This window comes from Burkholderia sp. MS455 (genome assembly GCF_016899445.1).
In the GTDB taxonomy this organism is placed as follows: domain Bacteria; phylum Pseudomonadota; class Gammaproteobacteria; order Burkholderiales; family Burkholderiaceae; genus Burkholderia; species Burkholderia pyrrocinia_C.
On the sequence record NZ_CP041777.1, the window covers coordinates 217,007 to 232,757 of the forward strand.

9 protein-coding genes are annotated in these 15,751 nt (G+C 62.3%); 4 read left to right on the forward strand and 5 right to left on the reverse strand.

What is annotated here, in order from left to right:
- Positions 1 to 199: 199 nt before the first annotated feature.
- Positions 200 to 6,103, forward strand: coding sequence for an excinuclease ABC subunit UvrA (uvrA, locus tag FPJ27_RS00920; RefSeq protein WP_204421077.1), 5,904 nt, complete (start codon positions 200 to 202; stop codon positions 6,101 to 6,103).
- Positions 6,104 to 6,177: 74 nt separating this feature from the next.
- On the opposite strand, the gene FPJ27_RS00925 is transcribed toward uvrA, so the two are convergent.
- Entirely contained in the window at positions 6,178 to 6,912 is a 735-nt protein-coding gene (locus tag FPJ27_RS00925; RefSeq protein ID WP_204421078.1) for an ABC transporter substrate-binding protein, read from the reverse strand.
- 201 nt (positions 6,913 to 7,113) lie between these two features.
- Between FPJ27_RS00925 and FPJ27_RS00930 the strand changes: the two genes are divergently transcribed.
- Positions 7,114 to 7,278 carry a zinc ribbon domain-containing protein gene (locus tag FPJ27_RS00930; protein ID WP_072440632.1) on the forward strand — a complete coding sequence of 55 codons (165 nt, stop codon included), beginning with the start codon at positions 7,114 to 7,116 and terminating at the stop codon, positions 7,276 to 7,278.
- A 299-nt stretch (positions 7,279 to 7,577) separates the two neighbouring features.
- Here FPJ27_RS00930 and FPJ27_RS00935 read toward each other — a convergent pair whose 3' ends face one another.
- The 4 genes from FPJ27_RS00935 to FPJ27_RS00950 all read right to left on the reverse strand — a co-directional run bounded on the left by FPJ27_RS00935 (position 7,578) and on the right by FPJ27_RS00950 (position 12,875).
- Entirely contained in the window at positions 7,578 to 8,270 is a 693-nt protein-coding gene (locus FPJ27_RS00935; protein ID WP_204421079.1) for a formylglycine-generating enzyme family protein, read from the reverse strand.
- A gap of 2,171 nt (positions 8,271 to 10,441) precedes the next feature.
- Positions 10,442 to 11,233, reverse strand: a complete 792-nt coding sequence (locus FPJ27_RS00940) for an SDR family oxidoreductase (RefSeq protein ID WP_175963461.1) — start codon at positions 11,231 to 11,233, stop codon at positions 10,442 to 10,444.
- 56 nt (positions 11,234 to 11,289) lie between these two features.
- The gene (locus tag FPJ27_RS00945) at positions 11,290 to 12,141 is read right to left on the reverse strand and encodes a type 1 glutamine amidotransferase domain-containing protein (RefSeq protein ID WP_204421080.1); all 852 of its coding nucleotides are present in this window, start codon (positions 12,139 to 12,141) and stop codon (positions 11,290 to 11,292) included.
- 20 nt (positions 12,142 to 12,161) lie between these two features.
- Positions 12,162 to 12,875, reverse strand: a complete 714-nt coding sequence (locus FPJ27_RS00950) for a type 1 glutamine amidotransferase domain-containing protein (RefSeq protein ID WP_204421081.1) — start codon at positions 12,873 to 12,875, stop codon at positions 12,162 to 12,164.
- A gap of 121 nt (positions 12,876 to 12,996) precedes the next feature.
- Between FPJ27_RS00950 and FPJ27_RS00955 the strand changes: the two genes are divergently transcribed.
- Together FPJ27_RS00955 and FPJ27_RS00960 are read left to right on the forward strand one after the other, a co-directional pair.
- Positions 12,997 to 13,905 carry a LysR family transcriptional regulator gene (locus FPJ27_RS00955; RefSeq protein WP_175963463.1) on the forward strand — a complete coding sequence of 303 codons (909 nt, stop codon included), beginning with the start codon at positions 12,997 to 12,999 and terminating at the stop codon, positions 13,903 to 13,905.
- A 596-nt stretch (positions 13,906 to 14,501) separates the two neighbouring features.
- A complete protein-coding gene (locus FPJ27_RS00960) occupies positions 14,502 to 15,578 on the forward strand; it encodes a Shedu immune nuclease family protein (protein WP_204421082.1) in 1,077 nt (358 codons plus the stop codon).
- Positions 15,579 to 15,751 lie beyond the last annotated feature (173 nt).

Below are 15,751 nucleotides of genomic sequence, written 5' to 3' on the forward strand. Positions count from 1 at the left end.
GCCGCCGCTGCTTTGCCGGCCTGCCCGGTGGCGGGATCGCGATCCCGTCATGGAAAACTGTATGAATATACAGTATAGTATCCGTCGAACTCGAGCCGCCCGGGCATGATCCGGGCGGCTCGCGCGCCGCGCCTGCGGGCATTCGCCGCAGCGTTCCGGCACCGTGAACCCTGGCTAACTCATTCGACGGGCAGGCAAATTGTCATCCAGCAATCTGATCCGCATTCGCGGAGCACGTCAGCACAACCTCAAGAATCTCGATCTCGACCTGCGCACCGGCGAAATGACGGTCGTCACCGGCCCGTCGGGCTCCGGCAAGTCGAGTCTCGTGTTCGATACGCTGTACGCGGAAGGCCAGCGGCGCTACGTCGAAACCTTCAGCGCGTATGCGCGGCAGTTTCTCGACCGGATGGACCGCCCGCAGGTCGACCGCGTCGACGGCGTGCCGCCCGCGATCGCGATCGACCAGACCAACCCGGTGCGCAGCTCGCGCTCGACCGTCGGAACGATGACCGAGCTGAACGACCACCTGAAGCTGCTGTACGCGCGTGCGGCCGAGCTGTTCGACCGCAAGACCGCGCGGCAGGTGCGGCACGACACGCCCGAGACGATCTACGCGGAGCTTGTCGTGCGCACGCAGGCGGACGACCCGCGCGTCGTCGTCACGTTTCCGGTCGAGTTGCCGGACTCGGCATCCGATGAAGAAGTCACGCAATGGCTGTCCGCGAGCGGCTATACGCGCGTGCAGGCGCAGCGCGAAGTCGCATCGCCCACCGGGCCGCGCAAGGTGCTCGACGTGGTGGCCGACCGGTTCCGCGTGCAGCAGGCCGACAAGGTGCGCGTCGTCGAGGCGATCGAGGCGTCGCTGAAGCGCGGCGGCGGGCGCGTGAACGTCTACGTGCTCGCGGCCGAGCCGGAAAACGCGGTCGGCACGCCCGCGGAGCCGCAGGTGTGGCGCTTCTCCACCGGGCTCCATGATCCCGACAGCGACCTGCGCTACGCGGAGCCGCAGGCGGCGCTGTTCTCGTTCAACTCGGCCTACGGCGCGTGCGAAACCTGCCGCGGCTTCGGCCGCGTGATCGGCGTCGATCTCGGCCTCGTGATTCCCGACGCGCGCAAGACGCTGCGCGGCGGCGCGATCAAGCCGATGCAGACGCCCGCGTGGAAGGAGTGCCAGGACGACCTGATGCGCTACGCGGCGAAGGCCGACATCCGGCGCGATGTGCCGTGGGCCGAGCTGACGGACGCCGAGCGCGACTGGGTCGTCAACGGCTCGCCGGACTGGAACGGCAAGTGGCAGAGCCAGTGGTACGGCGTGAAGCGCTTCTTCGGCTACCTCGAATCGAAGGCGTACAAGATGCATATCCGCGTGCTGCTGTCGAAATACCGCAGCTACACGCCGTGCGACGTGTGCGGCGGCGCGCGCCTGAAGACGGAATCGCTGCAATGGCGGCTCGGCTCGAAAGAGAATGCCGACGGCGTGCTCGCGCCGGCCGGCCGCTTCATGCCGCGCGGCGTCGACTGGAGCCGCGCGCAGCTCGAAGCGCTGCCGGGCCTGACCGTGCACGACCTGATGCTGCTGCCGATCGAGCGCATCCGCCGGTTCTTCGACGAAGTCAGCCTGCCGAGCGCGCTGCTCGACGATGCGCTGAAGCTGCTGTTCGCCGAAGTGCGCACGCGCCTGAAATACCTGTGCGACGTGGGTCTCGGCTACCTGACGCTCGACCGGCAGAGCCGCACGCTGTCGGGCGGCGAGGTGCAGCGGATCAACCTGACGACGGCGCTCGGCACGTCGCTCACGAAAACCCTGTTCGTGCTCGACGAACCGAGCATCGGGCTGCATCCGCGCGATCTCACGCGGATCGTCGAGGCGATGCAGCGGCTGCGCGACGCGGGCAATACGCTGGTCGTCGTCGAGCACGATCCGTCGGTGATGCTCGCGGCCGACCGGCTGATCGACATGGGGCCCGGCCCGGGCGAGCGCGGGGGCACGATTGTCTACGACGGCACGCCGGGCGACATCCGTTCGGCGAACACGCTGACGGGCGAATATCTCGGCGGCCGCAAGCATGTCGCGCACGCGTCGAACTGGGCGCGCCGGCCGGTCGACGCGCATACGCCGCGGATCGTGCTCGACGGCGCGAGCGAACACAACCTGCGCGACGTGACGGTCGAGATTCCGCTGCAGCGGCTCGTCTGCGTGACCGGCGTGTCGGGTTCCGGCAAATCCACGCTGCTGCAGGACGTGCTCTATCCGGCGATGGCGCGGCACCACGGCAAGGCGACCGAGTCGCCGGGCGCATATCGCAGCCTGACGGGCGCCGACCAGGTGGGCGACGTCGTGTTCGTCGACCAGTCGCCGATCGGCAAGACCACGCGCTCGAACCCGGCGAGTTATGTCGGCGCGTTCGACGAGATCCGCAAGCTGTTCGCGAAGGCGCCGCTCGCGCTGCAACGCGGCTACGGCGCCGGCACGTTCAGCTTCAACTCGGGCGACGGCCGTTGCCCGACCTGCGGCGGCTCGGGCTTCGAGCACATCGAGATGCAGTTCCTGAGCGACGTCTACCTGCGTTGCCCGGACTGCGACGGCAGCCGCTACCGCGCCGAGATTCTCGAAGTGCGCATCGAGCGCGGCGGCCGCGCGCTGAACATCGCCGACGTGCTCGACCTGACCGTCAGCGAAGCGGTCGCGTTCTTCGCGACCGACGCCGAGGTGCTGCGCGTGCTGCAGCCGATCGTCGACGTCGGGCTCGAATACGTGAAGCTCGGCCAGCCGGTGCCGACGCTGTCGGGCGGCGAAGCGCAGCGCCTGAAGCTGGCCGGTTTCCTCGCCGAATCCGCGGCGGCGGTCAACGGCCGCCGGGTCGTCACGGAAGAGGCGCGCGTCGCGCGTGCGCGGCTGTTCATGTTCGACGAGCCGACCACCGGGCTGCACTTCGACGACATCGCGAAGCTGATGCAGGCGTTCGGCAAGCTGCTTGCAGCCGGCCATTCGCTGATCGTGATCGAGCACAACCTCGACGTGATCCGCGCGGCCGACTGGCTGATCGATCTCGGCCCGGAAGGCGGCGACGGCGGCGGCCTCGTGCTGTGCGCGGGCACGCCCGACGACGTGAAGGCCTGCGCCGAGTCGCATACGGGCGTGGCGCTGCTGCAGTACGATCGTGCAATGGATGCCGAAGCACTGCTCGGCGACGAAGGCGTGCCGCTGCAGGCCGTGCTGAACGCCGCGCGCGAACGGCGCGCGATCGAAGGCGAGGATGTCGTGCGGATCGTCAACGCGCGCGAGCACAACCTGAAGTCGCTCGACGTCGATATCCCGCACGGCAAGTTCAACGTGATCACCGGCGTGTCGGGTTCCGGCAAGTCGACGCTCGCGTTCGACATCCTGTTCCACGAAGGCCAGCGCCGCTACCTCGAATCGCTGAATGCGTATGCGCGCTCGATCGTGCAGCCGGCCGGCCGCCCCGAAGTCGACGCTGTGTACGGCATTCCGCCGACCGTCGCGATCGAGCAGCGGCTGTCGCGCGGCGGCCGCAAGAGCACCGTCGCGACGACGTCCGAAGTCTGGCATTTCCTGCGGCTGCTATATGTGAAGCTCGGCCTGCAGCATTGCATCCACGACGGCACGCCGGTCACGTCGCAATCCGTCGAATCGATCGCCGCGCAGTTGCTGCGCGATCATCGCGGCGAGCACGTCGGGCTGCTCGCGCCGCTCGTCGTCAACCGCAAGGGCGTGTATACCGATCTCGCGAAGTGGGCGAAGGCGCGCGGCAGCACGCATCTGCGCGTCGACGGCGAGTTCGTCACGGTCGATCCGTGGCCGAAGCTCGACCGCTTCCGCGAGCACACGATAGAGTTGCCGGTCGCCGATATCGTCGTATCGCCGGACAACGAGGCCGAGCTGCGGCGCGTGCTCGACGAGACGCTCGAACTCGGCAAGGGCGTGATGCATCTGCTCGCGCCGCTCGACGGGCTGCACGATGCGATGCAGAACGATCGTTCGACCGCGCGGGTCGGCGCGGTCAAGGTGCTGTCGGTCAAGCGTGCGTGCCCGGTGTGCGGCACGAGCTACCCGGAGCTGGACCCGCGGATGTTCTCGTACAACAGCAAGCACGGCTGGTGCACGACCTGCGTCGGCACCGGCGTCACGCTCACGCGCGAACAGCGCGCGGCGTATGACGACACGGTGCTTGCCGAGGACGGCCGCGGCCGAGAGCAGACGCTGCCGTCGGACGAGCAGGAACCGGATGGCGTCGGCAACGAGCCGTGCCCGGATTGCGGCGGTACGCGGCTGAATCCGTCCGCGCGCGCGGTCACGTTCGACGCGCATCCGATCGTCGAGGTCGCGCAGTGGACGGTGTCGGATACGCGGCGCTGGATCGACGGGCTGGAACTCACCGGGCGCGACGCGCAGATCGCGCGCGACATCGTCAGCGAGATCGGCAGCCGCCTCGCGTTTCTCGAGGAAGTCGGGCTCGGCTACCTGAGCCTCGACCGTGCGGCGCCGAGCCTGTCGGGTGGCGAAGCGCAGCGCATCCGGCTCGCCGCACAGCTCGGCAGCAACCTGCAGGGCGTCTGCTACGTGCTCGACGAGCCGACGATCGGCCTGCATCCGCGCGACAACCAGATCCTGCTGGACGCGCTGCGCAAGCTGGGCGACAAGGGCAATACGCTCGTCGTCGTCGAGCATGACGAGGACACGATCCGCCGTGCCGATCACATCATCGACGTCGGCCCGGGCGCGGGCAAGCGCGGCGGCACGCTGGTCGCGCAAGGCGCGGTCGCGGATCTCGCCGCGCAGTCCGATTCGGTGACGGGGCGCCTGCTCGCGCACCCGATGGCGCATCCGCTGCAAACGCGCCGCGGCGTGAGCGTGCCGGGCAAGAAGGGCGGTGCCGCGGTGCCGGAAGCCTGGCTGACCGTGCATGGGGCACGGCTGCACAACCTGCGCGACGTCACGGTCGGCATTCCGCTCGCGCGGCTCGTCGCGGTGACGGGCGTCAGCGGGTCGGGCAAGTCGACGCTCGCGCGCGACGTGCTGATGACGAACCTGCTCGACGCGGTCGGCCGCTCGGTGCTGTCGTCGCCGGCCACGCGGCGCGCGCGCAAGGCCGCGCAGCAGGACGCGCCGGCGGCCAACCGCCGTTCGAGCGTGCTCGCGCGCAGCGCGCCGCGGCCGTCGCTGAACGTCACGCATGCGTGGCAGGGCTGCGAGTCGTTGAGCGGCTGGGAACAGATCGATCGCGTGCTCGAAGTCGATCAAACGCCGATCGGCAAGACGCCGCGTTCGTGCCCGGCCACCTATATCGGCGTATGGGACACGATCCGCAAGCTGTTCGCGGATACGCTGGAAGCGCGTGCGCGCGGCTATACGGCGTCGCGTTTCTCGTTCAATACCGGCGACGGACGCTGCCCCGCGTGCGAAGGGCAAGGCGTGCGCACGATCGGCATGAGCTTCCTGCCGGACGTGAAGGTGCCGTGCGACGTGTGCCACGGGCAGCGCTTCAACCCGGAGACGCTCGCGGTCACGTGGCGCGGCCGGAACATCGGCGACGTGCTGACGATGGAGATCGACGAAGCGGTGGAATTTTTCGCGCCGATCTCGAACATCGCGCATCCGCTGCAGCTGATGAAGGATGTCGGCCTCGGCTACCTGACGCTCGGCCAGCCGTCGCCGACGCTGTCCGGCGGCGAGGCGCAGCGCATCAAGCTCGTCACCGAACTGACGAAGGTGCGCGACGACATCACGCGGCGCGGCCAGAAGGCGCCGCACACGCTGTACGTGCTCGACGAACCGACGGTCGGCCTGCACATGGCGGACGTCGCGAAGCTGATTCGCGTGCTGCATCGGCTGGTCGACGCGGGGCATAGCGTCGTCGTGATCGAGCATGACCTCGACGTGATCGCGGAAGCCGACTGGATCATCGATCTCGGGCCGGAAGGTGGCGTGGGCGGCGGCACGATCGTCGCGGCCGCGCCGCCGGAGGCGCTCGCGAAGGTGAGCGCGAGCCATACGGGGCAGGCGCTGAAGCCGGTGCTCGCGCGCACGGCGGCGGATGAGGGGGAAGCCGAGCGGCAGGGGGAAGCGCGGGTCGGTTGAATGCGGCGCGTCGGATGAGCGGCTCCGGTGTCGGTTCAGACACCGGAGCCGTTTTTATTTCACGCGGTTTTCGGTCAGGCTGGCGGTGCGACGGACGCGCCGGTGATGCCGTGCCGCCGCAGGGAATCCGCGACGAAGCCCGACGCCTTCATGTCCTCGACGAATTCGTTCAGCGCCGCCGCGGCGGCCTCGCCGCGGCTCTTCGGCACGCCCATCGCCTGCCGGATCACCATGAACCGTTCGTCGAGCAGGCGCAGGCCCGTTGTCTTCGCTGCGTCGGCTTCGAGTTGTTTCTTCACGCCCGCCGCCACTTCCAGTTGCTGTTCGACGAACGTCTGCACGACGGCCTGCGACGTCGGCGCGCGCACGATCTGCGCGGCCTTCAGTTCGCGGGTGAGGAACAGGTCGTATGCGCTGCCCTTGCCGACGGTCACGCGGTTGTGCGGCTGGTCGACGTCCTCGTTCGTGCGGATCGGCGAAGCGTCGCGCACGAGATAGAAACCCTCGATCAGCACGTACGGCGCGGTGAACGCGACCATTTCGCCGCGCAGCGGATCGACCGCGAAGAAACCGAAATCGGCGCGCTCTTCCGTCAGCGCCTGCACCGATTTCCCGGCGGCGTCGAACACGACGAGTTCCAGCTCGGCCGACAGGCGCTCGGCGAACGCGCGTGCCAGGTCGATCGACACGCCGAACGGTTCGCCGGTGGCCGGATCGCGGTTCGCGAGGATCGGGTTGCCGAGATTGATCGACGCGCGCAGCTTGCCGGTTGGGGTGAAGGCGGAGAGGATGGCTGGGGCGAGGGGCATGAGGGGGCTCGTTTGGGGGCGGATGGGCGATGGTGCATCGACGTTGAGCTTATCACCGGGCCGTGCGGGGAGCAGCGTGTTGTGGTGATGGAGGATTAGTGTCTGCACATGTCCTGCACTACAATTCCTCATCTGGGGTGCTGGACGCCGTCCGGGCTTCGTCCGCGGCGACACATGCAAGCTTCGTGCCGGAGGGATGCCGTGCCTACTTACCAATACCGTTGTGAGAAGTGTGGCGAGACGTTCGAACATGTTGAACATCTCGCGGAGCATGAAACCGCTCACCCGCAATGCCCGAAATGTGGAAGCGAACAGGTTCAGCATGCGCCCACGTCATTTGTAGCTAAGACGTCGAGCAAGAGTTGAGCCCGGTTCGCCAGCATCAATGCACTTTTTTTGTGCGGTGATCCTTCCCGAGGCGAGAGACGCCTGCCCGGGGGATTAACGGCGGCGTATAAAACTTGTTCGCTGGCTAAATTGGCTGAGTTCGGCCACTTTCGGTCGTTCAACCGCGCGCTCAAGCGGACGTTCGAATGTCCGTTGCGCCTTAGATAACGGATGTTCCCTCGGTCGCGTCGCTACTTGATGTGCTTCAACAGCCCGCTGTCAGGCAAGCCCCAGATTCGTCCAACACTGCTGGTCGACAAAGCCGGATGTGCTCGCGATTACCCATCACGAGCGTCAAGCGATCGGGCAACCCGAAAGCCAAGATCATCGATTGCAAATGTCGGATGGCTACGACGTCGATTCGTAGCAAGGCAGCCTCGTTCGGCATCAGCCCAACCACCGCCACGAAACACGCGATACGAACCATAGACTTCTGGGTCGTATAGATCGGCGCACCACTCCCAAACGTTTCCTAGCGTGTCGAAAAGCCCCCAGTCATTTGCTTGCTTTTGACCCACCTCATGCGTGTGCCCCCCCGAGTTTTCTCTATACCAGGCTATATCGCCGAGTTTGTCGTATCTCGGACCATTTGTTCCGGCGCGGCAAGCGTACTCCCATTCAGCTTCGGTGGGCAGGCGATAGCCGTTACTTTCTGGGACAAGAGAAGCCCCCGTTCCATCGTCATGAAATTCATAACAGTCGAGAAGGCCGGCCGCCTTTGAAAGCATGTTGCAGAACTGGGCGGCATCAATCCAGGATACGTTGACTACTGGACATTGCGCGGCGACATATGACGATGGCCATTGTCCGGTTACCGCAGCATATTGCGCCTGAGTGACGGGATAGCGGCCGATCAAAAAGTGCGGTAGGTCGACAGACCATCTACGGCCAATTCTGTCGTCCCTCAATGCAATCGTTCCTGCGGGAACGCGTATCGTTTGTATATCGAGTGTTTCAGACAGATGTTCCATTTTTCTTCATGACAATAGAAGCTGCTTACAGCGGCAAAGGCCTCCAATGCAGTATCTCACAAGGGCTTACCTCGCGTTAACGGAAGCAGCATGAGTGGGTAGCGAGGTGCGCCAAAACGAAGGATGCGTTGGATCAAAAGCGCGCGCGTTCGATAGTCGGACGAAGCTGACGTCGCGCGAGCGACTGTTGTATGTTGAAAAGCCGTCATTGTCGTCGAGCTGGGGCGACGGGCCGAAGTGGGTCGGTAACGGTCGATCCTCGAAACGGTTAGCGTGGGCTGTGGCGTAGTTTTGTGCGTCGAGCCTTGTCAGATAAGGCGCAGGTACTGCTGCATCATTGGAGTGACGGTTGCAGGTGTTGCGGTGGGTTGCATGCTCATGTGACCGGGAGAAGTTGCTTTGGTCGCCCGAGTTTACCGGCGGCCTCGGCGCGCACGAAGTTCGCCTTTCGGCCAGTTTCCGGCGGTCACGACGGGCGGCTGCTTGTCATGAGCACAGAATCGGAGGCTATACTCGGACAGGCCGTTAGGCTGCGCATTCCATTCGATATTGTCACTGACTGTATCGATCAAGCGCTTGTGGTAGGCTTGGTCAGCTTACGATGTGAAAAAAGCCCGCCGACCGATAGCACGAGCTTTTCGCATTCAAGTGACTCAATCAGGATGAGGCAAAAACCCGGAAATATCCCGTGTTCCAGTATGTCCAACTGGAGGTCTGGCCATTCCAACTTCCGTGCAACGGGACTTTGGAATATATAGAGAGTGTGATAGTGGTTGTATCGGCCCAAATTGAAATAGGATTTCCCGATTTGGAGTTATCCCATGGCCAGAGCAGTGGATATATCGTTTCCTGGTCGGGTGAAAAAATAATAGCTATTTGAGTGGGTGAGACATGTAGATTGTGGGCTATAACTAAGTTGTGGTTCGTCTGATTGCTCTCAGCCATCCAGCCGGAGTCGAACTGATACTTCGAGTCGAAGGCTGCGGGTTCGGCGGATATTTTCGAGTCCGTATAAATCAAATCGTCTTCCATGTTAAATCCTCAATATTAATGGCAATTGGTTTGTGGAATTTTGTTCGCAAGCCAAAAGCATTGCTATGAAGTGAATTTATATGATTTCAATATTCAATGCACGTGCCAGTAGATCGCCCGAGATGAAGAAAGAGTTTGCTGTCGGATTTGGGTAAGTTCTGGCGACTCATTGCGCTGTCTCTATTAATTGGCATCGAAGTCGTTGCATCGATTCTAGATTGGATGGGTCGCCTAGCGTAGCGATCGCTCGAAAATGAAAATTGCCGACAGGAACTATCGAGTCGATGATTTCACTGTAGCAGCGCAAACTACATTTTCATGTTCATAGGGCCTCCATTTTGGTTGTAAATCTACGCTATAATTTACGCCGAAGTGATTTTCGGTACATTGCTCTCACTCACAAAAGTCAGTATGGTAGTGGTGTTGTATTTGGTCAAGAGGTTTAATCGTCATATTTTTTGTATAAAAAAAGAACCAATGTTTGTAATTACCGCTGATTTTTTATTCTTCTCGTTAGTCGCCTTCCCAATAGACCGTGGGCCTAAGCGTGGCTTTGAACGAAGGCCACCCGCACGACTGTTGCTGGAGCATTGAGAACTGGCCGGCTTCGACCTCCACCCTTACGACTGCGGGTGCCCGTAGTGGATCAGTTCTCTCACTCTTGGCAAATGGCGACAAGCATTTCACTCGGACATGCTGTACGTCGGAGAAGGGCGGGTGGTCGTCCAGATCTCGTCGCACCGACGGACCGATTCGGGGCGGGAATGGACGTCCCCGAAAGTGCCAAGCGTAGGTTTGGGCGTAGCTTTCTGATTGAGGCCTGGTCAGATAAAGCGCAGGTACTGCTGCATCATTGGAGTGACGGGTGCAGGTGCTGCGGTGGGTTGCATGCTCATGCGACCGGGAAAAGTTGCTTTGGCTGCCCGAGTTTACCAGTGGGCCACACGGGACCGCTCGAAGTTCGCCGTTTGGCCAGTTGCGGGAGATCACGACCGGCGGCTGCCGGCCAGAAACGGACACTTGACGTTAGCGCCCCGATCGTTGACACAATTGGATTTGCCATTAACCGTCTCGTTCCCCCGTACCGCATTTGACCTCACTTTCCGGCCCGCTTGCACGCCCGCGAGTGTGGTGCCGGCTCAGAGAATCGACCGATAGGTGCCGCCCTCGACGCGCACCGCAGCCCCGTTGGATGCCGCGCCGAGCGGACTGGCCAGCAACGCCACCATCGCGGCAATTTCGTCGGCCTCGATCATGCGGGCGATGAGGGAACTAGGGCGATACGTGTCGAAGAAGTGCGCTTCAATTTCCGCATCGGTCATATCGGGTCGCGGCGCGGTCTGCCGGAGATACGCCACGATGCCTTCAGAGCGCGTAGCGGACGGCAGTACGCTGTTGACGGTCACGCCCGTCCCTTTCGTCAGCTCCGCCATTCCGCGCGAGACTGCGAGTTGCGCCGATTTGCTGACACCGTAGTGCACCATGTCCGGTGGCGTGAATGCACCGACTTCGCTGGACATGAAGATCACACGCCCCCAGTTCTTCGCAAGCATGCGGGGAAAGTAGTGACGTGACAGCCGGACACCGGACATCACGTTGACGTCGATCATTCGCAGCCAGTCGTCATCGGTGATCTCCGCGAACGGCTTGGCTTCGTAGTAGCCGAGGTTATTCACGAGAATATCCGTATCAGGCTGTGCGTCGATCAGTTCTGCGACACCTCGCTCGCAGCTCACATCTGCGACGATTGCACGCACACTGCCGCGACGCGCAGCCGAGATCTCGGCTGCGGCTGCATCGAGCTTGTCGCGTTGCCGCCCGGTGATCGTCACCGCCACGCCTTCGCCGGCCAACGTTCGCGCGATCGCCATGCCGATGCCGGCAGTGGCGCCGGTGACGATCGCAGTTTTTCCTTCAAGTTGCAGATCCATGGTTTGCTTCTCCTTTATTCATCGAGGAACCAGCAATGCCGGTCCGTTGCGCGGCGTTACTTCAGCCGCTTCAGCATTTCATTGGCGACGTCGAGTGCTGACGCCGGGTTTTGGCCGGTTATCAATTCGCGATCGGCCACCATGTGAGCGGTAAACGGCACCTCGTTGCTGCTGTAGATTGCACCTGCGCGTTGCAATGCAGTTTGCGGATAGAACTTCATCATGCCGCCGCCGAGCAGTCCTTTGGCTTGCTCTTCTTCCGCGTTGCTGATCACCGTCATCCGATAACCGGCGTAGAGCCATTTCGGATCGCCATCGCCCACGTTTGCGGCCGCGAGCTTGCGTGTAAAGCCCTGCGCATCGGGCAGCGTCGACAGCAGCGCGATCGGGCCGTGGCAGACGAGCGCCGTGGTCTTGCCGCGCGCGTGAAAATCGGCCAGCAATCTGCCCACGGCGGCGCTGGTCGACAGGTCCTGCATCGGCGCGTGGCCACCGGGAACATAGACGGCATCGAAGTGCGCGTAACCGATTTGCTCCACCCGCGCCAGGCTGATCACCGGGGAATGCGTGCGCGACGTGATTTGCAGTTTGTCGAGCAACGCCCGGTAGTCGCGCGTCGCCTTGTCGTCGCCGTTGAAGTACATCTTGTCGGCCGACGTGGCGTCCATCGTCGGTGCCTTGCCCTGCGGCGTGGCGAAGGTCACCTGATGGCCGGCATCGAGCAGCGCTTTCACGGGCTGCATGAGTTCGTTCAGGTAGAAGCCCGTCGTGAAGACCTTGCCGTCCTTCAGATCGAGGTGGTCGGAATCCGACAGCACCACGAGCACGTTGGCAGCGTGAGCGCCGTATGCCGTCATGCCGAGCACGGCGGCCACGGCGGCCACGGCGAGCTTGCGCATCGAATGCATGGTTGTCTCCATGGGGAATGTCAGGCCTTGCCGGAACGGTTCAGCAAGAGGTGGCGAATGGCCGCCCCGACACCGGCGGCCGACTGCGGGTTCTGGCCGGTCACGAGGCATCCGTCGACGACGACCTTTGCGGTCCAGTTCGGTACCGGATGGTGAAGCGCGCCGCGCTGCATCAAGGTGCTTGCGAGCAGGAAGGGCACGACGCGATCGAGCTGGACTGCCCGCTCTTCTTCATCCGTGAAGGCGCTGAGGTTCTTGCCTGCGACGAGGTAAGTACCATCGCCGAGCTTCAAGTCGACCAGCGCGGCCGGGCCATGACATACCGCGGCCACGACGCCACCCGCCTCATAGATTTCGCGAGTCACCTTCTGCACGTCGGGATTGCCTGGAAAGTCCCACATCGCGCCGTGGCCGCCGGCAAAGAAGACAGCGGCATATTTCGACGCATCGACGTCGCCCAGCCGCTGCGTATGGCGGAGCGCGTCGCGGAAATCACGGTCGTTCCAATAGCGCGCATTGATTTCATCGGTCAGGTCGAGACCGTCGACGGGCGGCTCACCGCCCTGGATCGACGCGAACTCGACCGGGATGCCGGCCACGTCGAGTTCAGCGAGCGGATGCGTTACTTCGCCGAGGTAAAAGCCGGTCGGCTCGCCGGTCGAGCCTTTCGTCGCGTGGCTCGTGAGGACGAACAGCACCGACAGATCGTCGCGGTCACGGTGTTCATCATTCATGGTCTGCTCCTTGATTTGCGTGGATGACCCAACGACGCAGTCACAATGCCGCCACTGTATTTGGATCAATCAAGGAGATAAACTTGGCTGAAAGTAAATCTTTTGTTCTTCGGAGGACAAGATGGCGAGAAGATTCGACCATCTCGGTGATGTGGAAGCATTCGTCACGGTGATCGAAAAAGGTTCCATGACCGCGGGCGCGGTTGCACTCGGCAGCACGCCTTCTGTCCTGAGCCGGGCCATTACGCGTCTGGAGACCCGGCTGGGCGTGCAGTTGCTGCGCCGGTCGACTCGACGGTTGAGCCTGACGGAGCATGGGCGGCTCTATCTGGAGCAATCGCGGGCGGCGTTTGCGCTGATCGACGACGCCGAACGGGCCATCCAGGGACATGGCGGCACGTTGACAGGTCATGTCCGGCTCAGCGTACCGACGACGTACGGACACTATCGTCTGCCGCCGGTGCTTAGACGGTTTACCCAGGAACATCCTCACGTTCGCGTGGAGCTGAATATCGCGAACCGGAACGTGGATCTGGTGGCCGAAGGTTTCGACCTCGCGATTCGCCTGGGCGAATTGCCGGACAGCGGCCTCGTCGCGCGCAAGCTCGAGGACGCGGCGCTGTGCCTCGTCGCGTCGCCCGGGTACGTGGCCGCGGCCGGCATGCCGGAAAACGTGGCCGACCTCGAGCAGCATCTTTGCTTGCCCTTCATGCTGCCCAGCAGCGGCCGTATTGCGCCATGGGTGTTCCGGGAAGGCGATCACGACGTGGATTGGCTACCGCCTTCGAATGTCGCGGTCTCCGACGACGTACTGGGTGTCGTATCGATGGCGCTGAGCGGCGCCGGCATCTGCCAGACCTATGACTTCATCGTTCAGGACCGAATCCGGGATGGCAAGCTCGTGGAAGTGCTGCCCCGTCTGCGAGGGCGCACACGGCCGTTCTCGGTCATCTATGCGCCGCATCGCCGCCTGTCTGCCGCTTCCCGTGCGCTGATCGACATGCTGATCGCGTCAGCCGCCGCCGCTTGACCCGATTGCGACACGGGTCCACCAACGACATCGCATCGCGATTCATCCTGCTTGGCAGCCGTGAGCGCATCGCACTGTTCGACTGCGCCGCCTCCTCCGAGATACGCAGGAAGGGCACGTCTGATTCGAAGCTGACAGCGGTTAGCACGGCCGCGCGAAGCATGGACAATCCGCAATACAGCAGCCCAGGCCGAATTCCCTTTTGCATGGACCACTGGAGGCGCACCGCAAAGAGGCGCTCGGCGTAACCGTTTCAGCTTGCAACCGCCCATCGTATTTGCATTGGCTTGAGGGCCCGTTGTGGGTCGGCTTCGGCCGACCGCATCAGGCGGCTGCCAACTGCGGTCGCTCGCCGTTGCACGCAAACGGTCATTTGAGTGACCGCTCGTTGCCGCACTCAGCCGGTTGTCGCGTTTCTATGCATACTAATCACGCAAAACGCATGAGGTACGCCGTCGGCAATGAAGGAGCACGCGACGTGACTCAGTGATTAGCCACGATAGATAATTCGTTTCCCACCCACATGAACTTAACCCTGCAATCGAGCGGACCTGCGCGGAAAGCCGGGTAGGCCGCTCATTTCCACGCTGAACATCATGAAAACACTCGATATAGTCCACCAGTTCAACGACGCAAGAACGCACGTTAGCCGAGGCATCTGTCGCGTTCGTTGTTTCGTCAGCCCTGCTGGTATGGTGGCTCTTCTGACTGATCTGGGCAACAAGAACGATGGTCTATCGGTAACGAATGCTGTTGAACTCATCATCAAATCTTTGCTTGACCAGGGCTACATCATTCCGCCCGCGACCTATATCGAGCACTACGAAACCAACGACGGGGCATTTGATTCGTTCGACAAGGTGACTCTTACGCCTCACGCCAATTGGGAAAAGCTGAGTCGAGGTCGGGTACTGGAAATGATTGGCGATGAAGATGTCGAGCTATCTGATCGATCTTCCACCAACCCACGGATTGTCGCTCAAGCAGAAAGACTTCTGTTTCGCCAAGATCCCTTCATCGGATCTAGGTACCCCGAGAGTAATGAGGTCACGAAGCGCCGTCTCGAAATTATCGGGAGCATGGTCTCAAAGGCATCCGTAGAGGCACTTGTTCAATCCGGGAGTGGAGAGCAAGAGCTTCAGCGCCTGCTGAAAACCGACCTGTCAATATTTGGCGAGGCATACGCAAAACCCGACGACGAGTACATTTGTTTCTCTGAATTTCCACTTGCAGACGGATCCGTTGACTTCGTCGTGTTTACCGGACGCTCCAGGATGGATATCATCCTCGTTGAAGTCAAAGGTGCTGAATTCAATCTTCTGAACGCCAATCACTACAAAGCGTTCAATCACAAAATCACCGAGGCCGCGGGGCAAATCTCTCAAAGGCTAGGCATCATCTTCCGCGACTTGAACAGCTTCCGGAAAGAAGCGCATGCGATTCGGAAGCGGGCCGAATCCGGCGACACACTGTATAACGCTTTTCTAGGTCCACGCAGCAAGCTCGGCGTCGATTCTGACAAGGACATAAATATCAGGTGCGTCGTGATCGGTGGGCGATCTCAGAACGATCTAGAGGAGAGCATTAAGCGTCAAGATTATGAAGCCCACACCACGCCTCGGATTCGTATTGAATCATGGGATACGTGGCTGAGACGGTTGCAGCGCATCTGATGCATAACCCTGCGGTCCACCTGACGCTGCGCGATAAAGCAGCACAGCGCCGGTGACCTCCACTGTCCTGAACGTCCGCTTTCCCAAACCGGCAACTTCCGCTTTGAGTCGGTTTGAGACGGTCCCGGGCTGCCGGGACCGCAGCTGGCCGGGTCCGGGAAGAGACATTTATG

Coding starts and splice junctions, on each gene's coding strand:
- FPJ27_RS00940 (WP_175963461.1), bottom strand. CDS start 11,233: ATGGATCTGCAACTTGAAGGAAAAACTGCGATCGTCACCGGCGCCACT.
- FPJ27_RS00955 (WP_175963463.1), top strand. CDS start 12,997: ATGGCGAGAAGATTCGACCATCTCGGTGATGTGGAAGCATTCGTCACG.
- FPJ27_RS00950 (WP_204421081.1), bottom strand. CDS start 12,875: ATGAATGATGAACACCGTGACCGCGACGATCTGTCGGTGCTGTTCGTC.
- FPJ27_RS00925 (WP_204421078.1), bottom strand. CDS start 6,912: ATGCCCCTCGCCCCAGCCATCCTCTCCGCCTTCACCCCAACCGGCAAG.
- FPJ27_RS00960 (WP_204421082.1), top strand. CDS start 14,502: ATGAAAACACTCGATATAGTCCACCAGTTCAACGACGCAAGAACGCAC.
- FPJ27_RS00935 (WP_204421079.1), bottom strand. CDS start 8,270: ATGGAACATCTGTCTGAAACACTCGATATACAAACGATACGCGTTCCC.
- FPJ27_RS00945 (WP_204421080.1), bottom strand. CDS start 12,141: ATGCATTCGATGCGCAAGCTCGCCGTGGCCGCCGTGGCCGCCGTGCTC.